The 16140-nt window shown below is 46.4% G+C and carries 12 protein-coding genes; all 12 read left to right on the forward strand.

Annotated features, from left to right (window positions below):
* Genes ABQ275_RS04315 through ABQ275_RS04370 form a run of 12 tightly spaced genes read left to right on the forward strand, consistent with a single transcriptional unit; the run spans position 1 to position 16125 of the window.
* Positions 1–411, forward strand: a complete 411-nt coding sequence (locus ABQ275_RS04315) for a GPW/gp25 family protein (protein ID WP_349317043.1) — start codon at positions 1–3, stop codon at positions 409–411.
* A complete protein-coding gene (locus tag ABQ275_RS04320; RefSeq protein WP_349317044.1) occupies positions 408–3614 on the forward strand; it encodes a baseplate J/gp47 family protein in 3207 nt (1068 codons plus the stop codon). Before ABQ275_RS04315 ends, ABQ275_RS04320 begins: the two co-directional genes overlap by 4 nt.
* Positions 3615–3641: 27 nt before the next feature.
* Entirely contained in the window at positions 3642–4877 is a 1236-nt protein-coding gene (locus ABQ275_RS04325; RefSeq protein WP_349317045.1) for a tail fiber domain-containing protein, read from the forward strand.
* Between the two features lie 37 nt (positions 4878–4914).
* Positions 4915–5106 (forward strand): hypothetical protein, encoded by a 192-nt coding sequence (locus ABQ275_RS04330; protein WP_349317046.1) that lies wholly within the window; start codon positions 4915–4917, stop codon positions 5104–5106.
* 10 nt (positions 5107–5116) lie between these two features.
* On the forward strand, positions 5117–8062 hold the full coding sequence (locus tag ABQ275_RS04335) for a hypothetical protein (protein WP_349317047.1): 2946 nt from the start codon (positions 5117–5119) through the stop codon (positions 8060–8062).
* Position 8063: 1 nt separating this feature from the next.
* The gene (locus ABQ275_RS04340; RefSeq protein ID WP_349317048.1) at positions 8064–9620 is read left to right on the forward strand and encodes a contractile injection system tape measure protein; all 1557 of its coding nucleotides are present in this window, start codon (positions 8064–8066) and stop codon (positions 9618–9620) included.
* Between the two features lie 41 nt (positions 9621–9661).
* Positions 9662–10987, forward strand: a complete 1326-nt coding sequence (locus ABQ275_RS04345; protein ID WP_349317049.1) for a hypothetical protein — start codon at positions 9662–9664, stop codon at positions 10985–10987.
* A 28-nt stretch (positions 10988–11015) separates the two neighbouring features.
* Complete coding sequence (locus ABQ275_RS04350; protein WP_349317050.1) at positions 11016–11717, forward strand: hypothetical protein; 702 nt, start codon at positions 11016–11018, stop codon at positions 11715–11717.
* Between the two features lie 11 nt (positions 11718–11728).
* Positions 11729–12457 carry a hypothetical protein gene (locus ABQ275_RS04355; protein ID WP_349317051.1) on the forward strand — a complete coding sequence of 243 codons (729 nt, stop codon included), beginning with the start codon at positions 11729–11731 and terminating at the stop codon, positions 12455–12457.
* A 17-nt stretch (positions 12458–12474) separates the two neighbouring features.
* The gene (locus ABQ275_RS04360; protein WP_349317052.1) at positions 12475–13200 is read left to right on the forward strand and encodes a hypothetical protein; all 726 of its coding nucleotides are present in this window, start codon (positions 12475–12477) and stop codon (positions 13198–13200) included.
* A 57-nt stretch (positions 13201–13257) separates the two neighbouring features.
* On the forward strand, positions 13258–15183 hold the full coding sequence (locus tag ABQ275_RS04365) for a DUF4157 domain-containing protein (RefSeq protein ID WP_349317053.1): 1926 nt from the start codon (positions 13258–13260) through the stop codon (positions 15181–15183).
* Positions 15184–15198: 15 nt separating this feature from the next.
* On the forward strand, positions 15199–16125 hold the full coding sequence (locus ABQ275_RS04370; protein ID WP_349317054.1) for a hypothetical protein: 927 nt from the start codon (positions 15199–15201) through the stop codon (positions 16123–16125).
* Positions 16126–16140: the final 15 nt, after the last annotated feature.

Genomic DNA, 16140 nt, shown 5'->3' on the forward strand with positions numbered 1-16140 from the left:
ATGACACAAGAAAATTCTTTTTTAGGAAGAGGATGGAGTTTCCCGCCATCTTTCGATAAATCATCCGCAGAAATACTGATGCTGGACGGAGCCGATGATATTGAAAGCAGTTTGCAGATCCTCCTTTCCACCGCATTAGGCGAACGTATTATGCAACCGAAATACGGCTGCAGCCTGGAAGATTTGCTATTCGACAACCTGGACACCACCCTGAAAACGGAGATGCAAAACAGGATTGAAAAGGCTATCCTTTACTTCGAACCGCGTATTGATGTGAATAAAGTTGATATCGTACCGGGCGATGATAATGCAGGGTTGTTTATTCTCCTGGTTGATTATACTATTCGTAATACCAACACCAGAAGCAACCTGGTCTTTCCTTTTTATCAAACAGAGGGAACAAATAAATGAGCGTAGATTATACTTTTCTGCCCCGTAACCCTTTACGCCGTGATGGTACAAGCCGCGATGAACGCTTATTGCCGGCATTGAACCCAAAAGATCCGGCATTTGTGAAGGTGGACGAACGGAGCAGAATGGATATCATCGATTTTGCCAGGGCATTTGCTAAACTGGTCCGGTATTACGATTTCAATAACTTTTCGGACGGTGACTGGCGCGCATTTTTCGATATGGATTTTAACGACCTGTTGGATAGTGTAAGAAACAGCAGCCTTAAACCTCACCTGGCGCTCTTTGCTGCATTCATAAAATTGTTCCGGTATGCGCAGCGGGATATTAACACCATCACCCAGCGGCACCTGGATTTTTATTACCAGCAAATCCTGCAACTACCGGCCAATGCTGCCGTTGCGGATAAAGTGAACCTGGTTTTTGAACTGGCCAGAAATGTGAGTACCTATCTTTTACCCGCAGGTACTTTACTCAGTGCCGGTAAAGATGAAACCGGGAAAGAACTGTTGTACAGTACAGACATTGATATTGTATTAAACAAAGCAACTGTAGAAAGTATTAAAACTGTTTTTGTAGATGTAGATAAAGATTACAAAATATACGCCGCTGCGGTAGCCAATTCTGCCGACGGACTCGGCAAAAAACTACCCGCCACCGATCCTACCTGGAATACATTCGGTGAAAGTCAGCAGGATAAAGGGCCGGACAGCTTCACCATGCAGGAGGCACACACAGGTATAGCGGTAGCCAGCCCCTTGCTGTTGCTGAACGAAGGTAACCGCACCATCACTATCACCTTCCGTTTTATATTCACGAACTCGGTCATTAATTTTGATTTGCACAACCCTTTCTCCGCCTATCTCTCAGGAGAAAAAGGATGGCTAGGTCCTTACACGCCGGTAGCAAAGTTATCGGTGGAGGTAGTGGATGCCACTACGAAATATTATAAGCTCGCGGTGATTCTCAATCTGCCGCAGGCAGTTCCTGCTGTTACGGCCTATAATGAACTGGTGATCAAAGAAGGATACCAGACTTCGTTTCCGTTAATCAAATTATTGCTGAACAACAATGCCAGCGATTATTCCTATAAAGTACTGAGTCAGTTGCAACTGGTGTCAACAACCGTTGCGGTGGCCGTGACCGGCTTTTCTGCGTTGATCGTGGAATCGGACCAGTCGGTATTGAATCCGCAAAAGCCTTTCCAGCCTTTCGGCGCCGTACCGGTGATCGGCTCCTCCTTTGCTATCGGTGCGCCCGAATTTGATAGCAAAGCCATGGACACCATGGCCGTAAACATCACCTGGATGGATAAGCCGCCGCATATGGATAACTACTATGCACTATACCAGGATGTGCCGGCAATACCCATCAACTACACCAGTTTTAAAGCTAAACTAAGTTACAGGAATGATCAGAAGTGGCGCATGAAAACGGTCAACCTGTTTCAGTTTGATGCGCTCGATACCACTCATATTGATATCGTTAAAAATAATGCGGATGCCATCAGCACGGAGCTGATACCAGACCGTTTTATGGCGAAGCTGGAGCTGTCATCTCCTGTGAGACCCTTGTACCAGGTGCAGGCATTTGGCCATAAGGAGTATCCTTCTCTTTATGCCAACACCGCTATTCTTAAAGCAAAGAGAGCGCCTACAGATCCTAATCCTGATTTTCCCAATCAGCCATATACGCCGGTTATTAAAAGCATGAGCGTTGATTATACGGCATCAGGCGCTTACGCTGGTTTTGATGCCTTTGGCGAAGACGCCGGTTTTGGTGCGCAGTATTTTTATGTGGAACCATTTGGTCAGCGACCGGTGGTATCTGCAACAGAAAGCGGCGCTGTTTATTTCTTACCACAATACCAGGAAGAAGGCAATTTGTACTTGGGCATTAAAAGCCTGGTACCTCCGCAAACGCTAAGCCTCTTCTTCCAGGTAGCCGAAGGCACCGGCGATAACAGCCTCGCCTTCAACAGTGAAAATGTAACCATTCAATGGAGTTATTTACGGCGCAATAAATGGGTGCTGCTGGATAACCTGAAAATATTGGGAGATACTACCAACAAATTCCAGATGGCCGGTATCATTAGTTTTGATATTCCCGGCGATGCAGATAATAATGCCTCCATCCTCATAGCTGGTTTGTATTGGTTAAAAGCAGCTATTGTGGCCAATGCAGGCGTGGTGAGCAAGTTAATAGCTGTTAATGCGCAGGCAGTAGCGGCCACTTTTGTGGATAACGGCAATAGCCTGGAACACCTGGTGTACGGGCTTCCCGGCAACACCATAAAAAAATTCGTCAGCAAACATGCGGAGATCAAATCTGTGCAACAGCCTTATCCTTCTTTTGGTGGCCAACCCGCAGAGCAAAGCAGTGAATATTATATACGGGTAAGTGAAAGAGTGAAACACAAGAACAGGGCAGTACAAATCTGGGATTACGAACGGATGGTGCTGGAACAGTTTCCTTCTGTTTACAAAGTCAAATGTATCAATCATACCAACGATTCCTCCGAGATCGCACCCGGCAGTATTACGCTGATCATCATCTCCAATCTACGTAATAAAAATGCTCCCGATCCACTGCAGCCCAGAACAGGCGTGAATACACTGACAGATATCCGGCAGTTTATATCCGGTTGTGTATCTCCCTTTGTTGATATTCATGTAGAGAACCCGTTGTATGAACAGGTGCTGGTGGACTTCAAAGTAGGATTCCATATTGGCCTGGACGCCGGTTATTACGGGAAATTGCTGAATGAAGACATCAAAAAATTCCTGTCGCCCTGGGCTTATGAAGAAGGACATGACATCATTTTTGAAAACCAGATCCACAAATCGGTTATCCTGGCTTTTATAGAGCAGCGGCCTTATGTGGACTTCGTGAATAATTTCTGTATGTACCACATTTTCGAAGGATACGAAAATAATGGTATCGGCAAAATGGCGATAGATGTGGATTTTATTATCGCAAAACCGGTATACCCCGCCATAGGGGATATGACGATAGCAGTGGATTTTATAGTAGGGGCAGATGTGGAAACCGCTGCGGCCAAAACAGCCCGGTCTATCCTGGTATCAGCGCCGGAGCACAGGATCACCGTACTGGAATCCGGCCAGTATGTTTGCTCAGGGATGGATGCATTTGGCATTGGTATGATGGCCGTAGACGTAGATTTTATTGTTAGTGAAACATGATATTATCATTTTAAAACTTTAAATAAAATGGCACAAGCAACTAAAGCAGCTATAAAAGCCAATTTTAGAACGGGCTACCGTCCCACTGAGCAAAACTTTGCTGATCTCATTGACTCCTTTGTAAATAAGGCAGATGATGAGGTGAACATAGATCCGGTAACCAAAAATATTGGTTTTGGTATTGTTGCACCTGCACAAAGAGCGGATATAAACGGCGCCATTAAAATAGGTAATACGACCGTTGATTCACCCGGTGCTATCCGTTTTAACGGTGCTGATTTTGAAGGATATGATGGTGCTGCCTGGAAATCACTCACCCTGGGCAGCGGTGGTGGTGGCCAGTGGACAGAAGTTGGTACCATGCTGAATTACAACGGTACGGTTGGTATCGGCGATGCTGCACCCGGTGCAAAGCTGTCGTTGGGAAGCGATGTAGGCAATACAAAGATTGCCATTCTGAAAGATGGTTTTGGCAATGCTTTTGGCATCGGCGCGCAAGCCAACCAGTTCCGGTTACACCTGAACGCACCTACATCGGTTTTTTCTTTCTTTAATGCGCCCGCAGGGCAGGAGATCCTCACCATTCAGCCAAACGGCAGTATGGGCGTTAACCAGCCATCACCGGCTATGTCGGTGGAAGCATCCAACGTTACGCCGTTGAGAGGCGGACCAGCTATCGGTTGTTCTTTTGGTGCAGCCAATGAATCATTTATCTACTTAAATATCCCTGATACTACCATCAGCGCGCCACCGCGCCCATTAGGAGACACAAACCTTATCTGGAAAACAGGGTTCGCCCTGCGTTTTTTAACAGAAGATCAAAAAGGAGTGGTAGCCGCTACCACCAAAAAACACCTCACCATCGACGCTTCGGGTATTACCGTGGAAGCAGATGTAAAATACTTTGGTACCATCAGCGATATTTCAGATGCCAGACTGAAAAAAGATATCCTGCCTTTTGAAGACGGGTTGTCTGTTATAAACCGTATTGCCCCCGTGAAATACAGGTTTAAAAGAAATGAAGGGACCGACAATGATGAAGAATATGTGGGCGTACTGGCGCAGGATATTCAGAAAATTGCACCCTATGCCATTAAAACACACCTGGATAAATCGGAAGACGGAGAAGAACAAACAGAAATTTTATCTGTGGTGACCGGCAATTTTATTTTTATGTTGATCAATGCCGTGAAGGAACTGGAAGAAAGAGTAAAGAAACTGGAAGGTGGCGCCCGGAAAGTATCGGCCAGCAAATCAAAATAATCATCCCCAAATTATAGTACCATAAAATGTTACTCCCATGAACGACATCAATCTGAAATTGAGCGTAGAAGAAATTAACCTCGTACTGAATGCGCTGGGCAACCTGCCCTACATACAGGTCCATAACGTGATCAATAAAATACAGGTACAGGGTAAAACGCAGTTGCAGGAAAGTGAGTTGCCGGAAGATCAGCATTATGCCGGTAACAAGATTGCCAAAGTAAGTTAATCAGGTTTTTATGGACGATGCTTTTATCTCAAAAAATCCGCCTGCACAACCGAGCATGGATTATAACCTGCTGCGGGAGGCCGGTATCGCCTATATACAGGGCGTTTCGGGAACCGTGTGGACAGACTACAATGTGCATGATCCCGGTATTACCATGCTGGAAATGCTTTGCTATGCCATTACGGATCTAGGCGCCAGAGCCAATTTTGATATAAAGGATTTGATTGCGGTGAGTAATGCGGAGTTACCTGTCAAAGACTTTTTTACGGCCGCCGAAGTACTCACCAATGTACCCGTCACCGTCAAAGATTACCGCAAACTATTGATTGACCAGGTAGGTATCCGCAATGCATGGCTTGAAAAATCAACAGTGTCGGAACAGCCCTTGTTTGTGAACCTGGCATTGAAAGCATTGAGCTATACCAGCAGTGAACCGATCCAGCTCAATGGGTTGTACAATGTACAGCTGGAGTTTGAAGAGAATGAAATATGGGGAGATTTAAACAGCAACATCTTACCGGTTGTGATTACCGTAGATGCATTGCCTTACGAAGTGGATATCGCCTTTCCTTTCTGGGATCAGGCTTCTCCCATCTGGTACGATCCGGTGATTATCACACTGGTGAATGTGGTGGTGAATATGATCACGCCGGGAGAAGAATATTTTGCGGAGTTTACCGTCACCTATCATGTGGGCGCTAATCCTGATACCACAGAAAACATCGGCGTATACATTACACTGCCACCTGCCCTGAAAGATAAAGTGCCCGCAACTATTGAAGCGGCGCTGGTCACAGCATTGACCGATGCCACTGCCACCGGTGTGATCGCCATATTCGCCGGTAAAATGAATTTCACCAATACACAGGTGGCGCTTATCCGGGAGCAGTTAAATATCTACAGAAATTTAGCGGAAGATTTTTTCTCTTTCAGCGTCATACGTGTACAGGAAATTGCTATCAATGCCGAAATCATTGTTGCTCCCGACACAGATATCGAAGTAGTACTGGCCGAATTTTATTACCAGGTAGATAAATTCCTGAATCCCTCTGTTAGCTTCTATTCCTTTGCACAAATGATTGGTAAAGGAAAACAGGTAGATGAGATTTTTGAAGGCATGTTATTGACACATGGATTTATTGATGATGATGAGCTGCGCGAACTGAAAACAATTGATATCATCTATACGTCTGATCTGATCAACATCATGATGGGGATTACTGGTGTGATTGCCGTGAAAAATTTCAGCATCACCAATTATATCAACAACCAACCCATTACCGTTGATGTGGTGAATTGTCTTAAACTCACCCTGAGCAATATTTACAGACCAAGGCTCAGCATTCATAAATCTGCGATACTCGTTTACAAGGAAGCCATCGTAAACGTGATAGACGCTGCACGGCTGGATACCTTGTTCAATGCCCTGAAAGCTGCCGACATAGTGGTAAAGAGCATGTTGCTGGAAATGGAACCTGTATTACCGCAGGGTACTTTCAAAGAAGTGGATACCTACTATTCCATTCAGAACGATTTTCCGCTTACCTATGGCATCGGGCAGGCGGGCCTACCGGACAATGCAACGGACCTGCGGAAAGCACAGGCCCGGCAAATGAAAGCATACCTGTTATTTTTTGAACAGTTGCTGGCGGATTACCTGAGCCAGCTGGCACACATCAGGGAACTGTTTTCTATTTCTCCGGCGATTGACAAAACTTATTTTACACAACCCTTATATACAGTGCCCAATGTAGCGGCGCTGCTGGCCGGATTTAACCCCAGCCAGGACGTAATAAAAAATGAAATCCTGCTGGCACAGGCATGGGATCTCTTTCAACAAAATACCACTAACCCTTATGTGCTTCAACTAACTGCCGCCGCTGAAGACAAGACGTTGTTTGTGAAACGGAGAAACCGTTTTGTAAATCATATGCTGGCGCGGTTTGGACAGGATAGTAAAGATTTTTCTCTGCTGGCCTACTTTAATAAAAAGCTGGATGGCAGTTATGAAATACAGGAGAAACTGGATTTTCTAAGTGCGTTTCCTTTCCTCAGTGCACACCGGTCTTCGGCCTTCAATTACAGGGCGAAAAAACCGGATACAAGCCCCGATGTATGGGATACGGACAATGTTTCAGGATTGGAGAAAAGAGTGACCAGGTTCCTGGGATTTCAAAGCAGCCGGCGTAGAGACCTGGTAAGGGACATCGCTGAATTTTTTATGACCTGGCAGGAAGTAACTGATTTACCGGGAGAAGAACGGTATAAACTGTTGGATGAAAGCAGCATTGAATTACTGAAAAGTACAGCGAGTTATAATACCCCTGCGCTTTGGTCGGCAGCTGTTGATGCCTTGATCGCACTGGGTACCGGAGAAGAGAATTACCTGATCGCGGTAAATGGTGGCGGTAAGTATTTCTTCTCCGTAATGGATAGCACGGCTGTTGCAGTGGCGGTAAGCAGCGATGAATTTAATACGGAAGTATTGGCCAGGGAAGCCATTGCCAAAACGATTGCTTTTATCTATGAAAAATATAGCGGGGAAGGTTTTTATCTGATTGAACATATTTTACTCCGACCCGTTTTTGTAGGGCCAACTTATAAAGATGATTTTCTTTCATTGACACTGGATTACAAGGGTGATTTGACGATAGAGGGCGAAGATACTTATTCATGCCGTGTTTCGGCTGTGTTTCCCGGCTATATGGGGAAGTTTAAAGAACCGGCATTCCGGGTATGGGTGGAAAAAATAGTGAGAACAGAAACACCCGCGCATATCCTCCCGGATATTTACTGGATCGCCAAAGCGGATGACATGAAAACTTTCCAGGAAGCATATAAAGCGTGGTTAACAATAGCAGGTTCATTGAAAGGTGTAAATGATATAGAGAAGAAACAGTTGAGTGATGCGAAGAATGTATTGATCGCACAATTAAATACACTGAGAACAGTATAATATGAACAGCCCATCAAACAGCCATTCACAAAGACACCTGATTCAAAAACAGGTGATTGACATTGCCTTGATGGGTGACAATAATCCTGCGCAGGTGCAACGTGAAATAAAGCGGGTTTACTATGAGCTGCTTTTGCCGCAACTGGAATTGTTATTTGACCGGTATACTTACCCGGAAGCCGTTTTCAGGATTAATAAACTGGAACTGGGACTGATTGAAGTAGCCCCTGACAGGATTGCAACAGAGCTGGTGGATAAGGTGATAAAGGAGATTGCTTTACAGCTGGATGCTTTTAAAGAAAGCACCGGAAAAAAAGATCATTCCGGATCAGCTGCTGCTGTGGAGGAACCGGTGGGTGAGCTGGATGCATTTATTCATTTTCTCAACACCGGATTATTTCCCTGGTATGCTGATGTAAAAGACATCGCCGTATATGAAGCGGGGTTAGTTGATCTTTTTAAGACACAACCAGTGGCAGTTGTTACTGCCGTGCTGCATGTGCTGAAAACCAATAAGCAGGCGCTGATCCGCTGTGCGGAACAGTTCTCAGATACTTTTCTTTTAAGTCTTGTTGCATTACTACATCCGCAGGAAAAAGATGCGCTGATGAAGCGTTTTGATCTACTGCATCATTTCTTCCGCACTTCGCAACGCCTTATCATTCCGGAAGAAAGGTTACAACGCTTGTTATGGCAGCAGTTATTGCAAACAGGGGTTGAGCCGGGAATCACGACACTGGCAGAGATGGAAAATTATTTCAGTAACGCTGTTGTTTTTTCTTTGATAGCATATGTGGAACGTGTGGATGAAGCCCTGTGTATCCGGCAACTGTATGAAGAGGCTACGTGGAGAGTGCGCACGGTTCCTGCCTTTACCACTGTGCAAACGGTATTGGGAAAATTGCTGACCGTTGCTGATAAAAAGGCGGACCCGGATCAGCCAAATGATTCACTTGCCGGGGATTTGGATGAAGAAACGATTACACCTTTTACAGCGGAGAAAAAGAAGGCTGTCATCTCCCAAAAAAATAAAAAACAAGGGAAGAATATTACTGGTGAAATATACATCAACAATGCAGGTATGGTGTTATTACATCCGTTTCTGTCTACTTGTTTTACCGCGCTGGGGCTGTTGCATAAAAATGTTTTTGTTGACGACAAAGCGCGTACCAGGGCCATTCACCTGTTACAATATATGGCAACAGGTGAGGAGACGCCTCCTGAATACATCCTTGCTTTAAATAAAATTATCTGTGGGGTACCGCTGGATGAACCGGTGGAAAAGGAACTCCGCTTAACAGTGAATGAAAAGGAGGAAGCAGATAACCTGCTGGCATCCGTTATTCAACACTGGCGCATTTTAAAAAACACGTCCGCTGATGGACTCAGGAATAATTTTTTACAAAGACAGGGAAAACTCAGCAGGAGAGAAGATGGAGGGTGGTTGATCCAGGTAGAACAACGGACCATCGATATCCTGCTCAGTCATTTACCCTGGGGCTTATCAATGATCAAATTGCCCTGGTTAAATGAACTCATTTATGTAGAGTGGTCATAACCGGTACAACATATCAATTATTTATGTTTAAACTCTGACTCATGAACAATTTACAAGCAACTGTTTTTAATGCATCATGGAATAAACGCTGCATGCAAGGGTCTGTGAACGTAATTTCCCGCAGGCTGCTGCTTTCTGTTTTTGTCCTGTTGTGCGGGCATGTCTCCTTTGCGCAGGATAAGACCTTTGATCTATGGGCACAGGATTTACCCACTGATGTGGGCACTGAGCCTAATACCATTTCAAGTTATTTCTACGGAAGTCTTGATATATGGGTAAAGCGCCATGATATCAGTTCATACCCGTTGGCAGACCAGGAAACACAGGAAGATCCTGTTGGTGGTCAGCCTAATTTCCTGTATGTAAAAATCAGGAATAAGGGGACCGCCGATTTTCCGGGAACCGCCACTGCGGGTAATAAAGTAAAGGTTTATTGGGCAAAGGCATCTACAGGATTGGCCTGGCCTTCTCCCTGGGATGGAAGTCTTTCCATGACAAACACCAACAACCACAGTGTGCCGCTCGGTGGCCTGATCGGTACCGCAGACATACCAGCGATTCCTGCCGGTGGCGTGGTAAGAGTAGCCGTAAACTGGACACCGCCCAATCCCAATGAATATGATTTTGCGAGTCTTCCCGGTTCCTCCCACAAGCATTTCTGTTTGCTGGCCAGGATAGGAAAAGAACCTGATCCTCCATTTGGCTTGTCTGTTACCGGTATCCTGGGCGACTATGTAAAAAACAATAACAAAGTTATCTGGAAGAATATTGGTATTGAAGATCCTGTGACCGATCCCGGTGGCGAAACAGCCGGTCTTTTTATGATCGGTAATTATAGTAAAGATGCTTATAAGGGTGGTATCAGGATCAATGTGCTGGGTGAAGGTACTGGGTTTATGAAGTATGCAGAAGTAAAAGTGACCCTGGGTAAAAATGTAACAGAGTGGTGGTTGAAAGGGAATAATTTTACACATGAAAGCGATAGTTTTAAGATGGCGCTGAAGCAGCATGGTATTGAATTACGGGGAAATGACTTCTTCCTGGCCGGGAATATGGCTGCCTTTGAAAATATTCTCTTCGCACCGCAACAGGTGGACGGTATAAAGTTCTCTTTAAAATTACTGGAGAAAGCACCTGCCGGCGTAAAAGATCTGCAAATCCGGATTGAACAGGTAGCCGTTATAGGTGGAAAAGAAATGACACTGGGTGGTGTTATACAAAGTTTTCCGCTGGTGAAAGAAGATGGAGGTCCTGTAACACCGCCACCACCACCGGTTACAGAACCAGGCTCTAATTACTGGATCTGGATATTGATTGGTATTGTGATCCTGATCCTGTTGTTCTTATTGACAAGACGTAAGAAATAAAAACCGGCAGCATTAAAATAAGTTTTCCATGGAAAAAAGATATAGTGCCGGCAGTTTAATAGCTGCGCTCTTCCTTATTTTTTCTCTTGCAGCTGGTTGTGGTAAACCTACCCTGCCTTGTGGCGTATTCAATTTTACGGGTACGCCACATAGCAACAGGGGCATCAATATGCAACTAAACTTTGCATTTGATCCCGCGTTGTGTAAAGGCGCCGCATGCAATTGCGATTCGGTCGTATATGTACAAATGATCCGGGTGATTGATATTGAAACAGGTAATTATCTTTCGCCTAATTCAGAACAAACAGCCCGCATGGTAACCGGTAATCCGCAACCGGCCTTTAATGGCTGGGCAGTGGACCGGTTGAGCGGAAAGCAATGGGGATACTACGGCCGGAATGATGATAACACCTTTGCAGGGACCATCACTATTGGCAGTGATCATACTACGGCCACCTTACTGGATGGGCCTTTCGGCTGGCCGGACAACAGCTGGTTTGATGCAGTGAGTGTACCGGTTTGTATTGATCGTACAGCAGCATGTGTGAATAAGTTGTCGGGCTATTACTATTGGTTGTTTACCATCAACAATGGTGTAGCGGGCAACCCTTTTCACGAAATAGCGGTCACCTGGCACCAGGATGCTTTTGATGCGGCAGTGGCGCAATGGAATGCAACCGCGCCTAGCGCCGGGAAGCATGTTTTTCCAACATTTAGCAGGATGCCTTAATGATAAATGCTATGCAAATAAAAGATCTGATAACAGGTTGTTTCATTTTTGGTGCTTTTTTATCTGCCTGTCAGCAACAGGGAAAGAACGGTGGTGCATCGAATGAGCATGATAGTATAACAACCGTAAGAAATAAAGTAATGGAAGATGCAGGCCGGAAAAAAGAAGCCTATCTGAAGCAATTAAAAGCGATGAGCCCTGCACAGCTGATCACCGCTATGGAAGCGGAATCAGAGAAGGGCAGAGAGCCATACAATTCCCTTGTTTTTGCGGAAGTAACAAGCAGAAATAAAAGTATGACCGAATCGCTGAAAGCATCACTGGACAAACCCGGCAAAGCTGCATTGCTGAATTTACTGGCATTGCGTAAAATAGATAAAGCCAGTTATGATTCAGTGAATGCGGCAATTAAAAGCAGCATCTTAACCATATCGCTGAAGGGATCGCATTATTTCAATACATGGGGCTTGCCGCATAGCTATTGGGAAGATGGTGGAAAGGCGATCATTGAACAAGGGCGCCTGATACGGCCCGCATTGATCCCTTTATTAAGTGATACGTCGCAGGCGCCTATGTGGGGGTCTGAAGAATACTATGAGTACAACCGGTATAAGTACAGGGTTTGCGATTATGCGATGGCGTTCATCAATGAAATTGATCAGCATAAAGTGCCTGTTCCCATGGATGTTAATGCGCGGGATAGCAGCATCCGCACGTTCCTGAATAAATCCGGCCGTTGAAGTAAATAATTAAATGAATGCATCACTTATTGCAAAAACATAGCGCAACAACGGTACAGAAAAAGAAGCCGCCGGAAAGCGCCGCTCCTTTTTTTGCACCGCGTTGTGTGCAGCGTAAGTGCGCGCATTGTGAGGAAGAAGAAAAGCAGCAAGTGCAGCGCAAGGAAATGAATACGGTGATCCAGAAATGGAATATGGATAATGCGCCGATTGGCGATCCCGAACGGGATGTGCACCTCCGGCAGGAGCTGGCCACCGCTACACCCGGATTGCCCGTTGTAGGGCCATCCACACCTTACCGTGTTTGTTCCCGTGAGTTACAGGGTAGCCTGGGCGCTGTTGCCAATCATGCCTTTGTAGCCACACCCGCTTCACAATATGCTATCATAACGAGGTGTAAGCCTACTTCAGGAAACGACTGGGTGGTTACGGGTACAGCAGCCACCAAAACAGATGCGTCTCCTGACCCTTGCGGGAAAGGACCTACCTGTGTTGAATGCAGGCCTCGACCCGGCGTCACCAATCTCGATGTTTGTTTAAGAAATGCATTTACTGCTTACGCAGATCCAAGTTTGTACAGGGGACTAGGACCCAACAGCAATACTTTTGCCGGTACGCTCGCAAGGGCTTGTTGTGATAATATGTCACCGCAGCCGGCTGCATTGGGTACGGTACCGGGTTGGGATGATCCGCCCGCGCCCGGACGCGCGGCTACTTGTCCGCCTGGTGGTCCTGTATGTTGATACGGCGTAGTGAACCTGCCATCGGGCAGTTTGTAAAACAAGTAAATAATAAAGGCAATGTCCAATAAAGTAATACAGCGCACGGGAGATAAGTCGACCGGAAATGCTGTGGCGCAAAGCAGACCGGCCTCTTTTTTTAAGCCGGCCATTCAGCCGAGGCTGGCCGTGGGTCAACCCAATGATCCGTATGAACGCGAAGCGGATGCCATGGCCGATAAGGTGATGCGTATGCCTGCACCAGGAACAGGGCCGTCTCCTTTTTTTACACATACTATTTCGCGGCTGCAACGGAAATGTGCCCACTGTGAAGAAGAAGAAAAATTACAACGCAAGGAAATGAACGGGGAAGAAACAACTTCAGATGATGCACTGGAAAGTTATGTGGGTAAACTAGGCAGTAGTGGCGCCGCTTTGCCCGATACCGTGCGCAGTTACTATGAGCCCCGGTTTAATTATGACTTCAGTCACGTAAAAGTACATACGGATACGGTGGCGGCGAAGTCGGCACAATCTATCAATGCGCTGGCATTTACAACCGGTAGCAACATTGTATTTAACAGTGGACAATATAATCCTGATACACAGGAAGGAAAAAGATTAATGGGGCATGAACTGACCCATGTGATCCAGCAGGACGAGGGTAATGGCGTGCATCAGGTACAGAAATTTGGTTCTACCGAACATGTTACCATTGGCAATAATGCTATTCCCGCAGCGGATCAGCAGGTATCTATTTTCGGATATGGTCGTGTTTCTTTCGGGGAGCTGATCGCCATGACAGGCGACTATTTTGAATCGTTGTCGCAAATGCAGGACCTTGCCCACCAGGGCCAGTTTGGGCGGGAACAAATTGATTATGCAAGATGGAAAGTAAATGGTTCTTCCGGTCCGGCTCCCACTGTAGGTGCGGGCGTAGTAGCAGCGGTAGATGCCCGGTACGATGCGCTGGCAGGGCAGAATGAAATGCATTTTTCTACCGGCGCGCTGGGCCGCAACAACCGCGATATGTATATCACATTGCATACACAGGCTATCAGGGCGGCTTTCCTCGCAGGTGCTTCGCCGTTGACGGTGCAACCTTTCTGGCCAGAATCGCTGGAAGCATCCGCTGATCACTTCCTGACAGATGCATTTTCTGCTGGCCATGTCCGCACACCAAGAGGACAGGTAAAACAGTATTGGAACAATATGTATCCTAACTTTACAGATAATCTCATCCAGTTAATTTCCTGCTTTATGGCCGCTTATATCAAGGATGTGGATAATCATTACATCGCGCCTGTGGCACTGATAATTACCCGGGTAGAGCCTGTGGTTCGTGCATTGGCTGGCAACAGGCTGAATAACTATTCTATTGGCGATCTGTTGTCGCTGGCTATGCATGATGCAGATAACGCAGGACTGGATGTAGTTAGTCAGGCTACGCCGCCGGGAAGTACCGGCGCCACGCCATTCCATTGGCGCGCTATTGGCGACGACAATTTATACCGTACGATAGATCCTGCAAATACCGCTATGGTTACAGCGCAGCAACAAACCCAGCGAATGGTGGAAGGAGCGGTGCACCTGAGTTACCTGGAAGTGGAACAGGCGCGTCATCCGGGAAGCGGCGTTACTTTAACTTCTATGATTGATCCTGCAAACTTCAGGGCACTTTCATTGATTCCATCAGAAGATACTTCTTCTACAACTAATCCCGTATTCAGCTGGCGTGCCGCTAATATCAGGGCGCTTCCCGCTAATTTGCAGGCAGTGCTGGCAGCGCAGTTTGCCACCGGCACGACTGTATTCAATACACTAAATTCGATTGCAGCACCACGTTGTACCGGTGAAAATCATTCCGGTACTGCCTGGGAATGTTTTAAGAGCCGTTTACTCGCAGATCCTTTTGGTATGATAGCAAATGCCTGTGAAGGAAATACCTGTCCGCCGGGAAATAATAACCCCTGCCCCACCATGGCCGCAGGAGCAGCATGTCCTTAAATAATTATGATCGCTATGTCCGGAACAACAGCCATAAAAAAACAGCATATGCCTACTACCACAGCAGGCAGCACTGGTAGTACCAGGCAGTCGCCTTTTTTTAAGCCGGTTGTTCAGCGCCAGCCAGTTATACAACGTATGGCTGCATGCCCCACACATCTCAATGACAGCGATCCCGTACCAACCGGGTGGCGGCTGTATCCGGGCCCTACTGCTGTATTCCACTGCGGGTTCAGAACTATTCTTGAACAACGGGCGCCTACTCCCAGTGACCCCATGAATGAATGTGTATATGATCATTCCGGTGTGCTGGTAGATGTCAATCATCCTTATGCCGGTTGTCGCGGTACGCCTGATCAGTATGATGCGAGTGCAGGTATCGGAGATGCTTTACGGCACACCTTCACCGACTCCGGCGGTATTGTAGCCGAAGGCGGACCAGCCTTTGTTACTTCCAGGGTGTATGAGGTCAGCACCGCTATTGCCAGCGGTATTTCAGTGGCAAGTGCATCACTGGGCGCCATAGGAAGGATTGCCGGCACCGTTATATTGCAGGGCATCATGACAGGAAGAGCCATCTGTGATCCGGGCAACTGGACCTATAACATTCTGCCTGTCAGAAGCCGGCGGCACCTCAATTTTATGGGCGCCATTATATCTTCTTTATCACTGAGTGGTAGTCCGGATAACCTGCTGATCAATCTTTCTAAACATCTCAGTGATTATCCCGTTGCCGGTGTACTGACAGAAATAGCAGCAGACATCAACACCGCTATGAGCAGTCGCGGAAATCCCGTCAGGTTTACCGTGGCAGATATTGGCCGCTTATCTATGTACCAGTTAATGCTTAGCCTGGAGGCCAACGGATTGGTTAGTTTCAACAGGCCACCTGCTGAAATGGGTAGTGAAGAAGCACAGCGACTCTTACAGGGACAACCTTAACGACCGGTTATTTTT

It is taken from the genome of Chitinophaga sp. MM2321 (assembly GCF_964033635.1).
In the GTDB taxonomy this organism is placed as follows: domain Bacteria; phylum Bacteroidota; class Bacteroidia; order Chitinophagales; family Chitinophagaceae; genus Chitinophaga.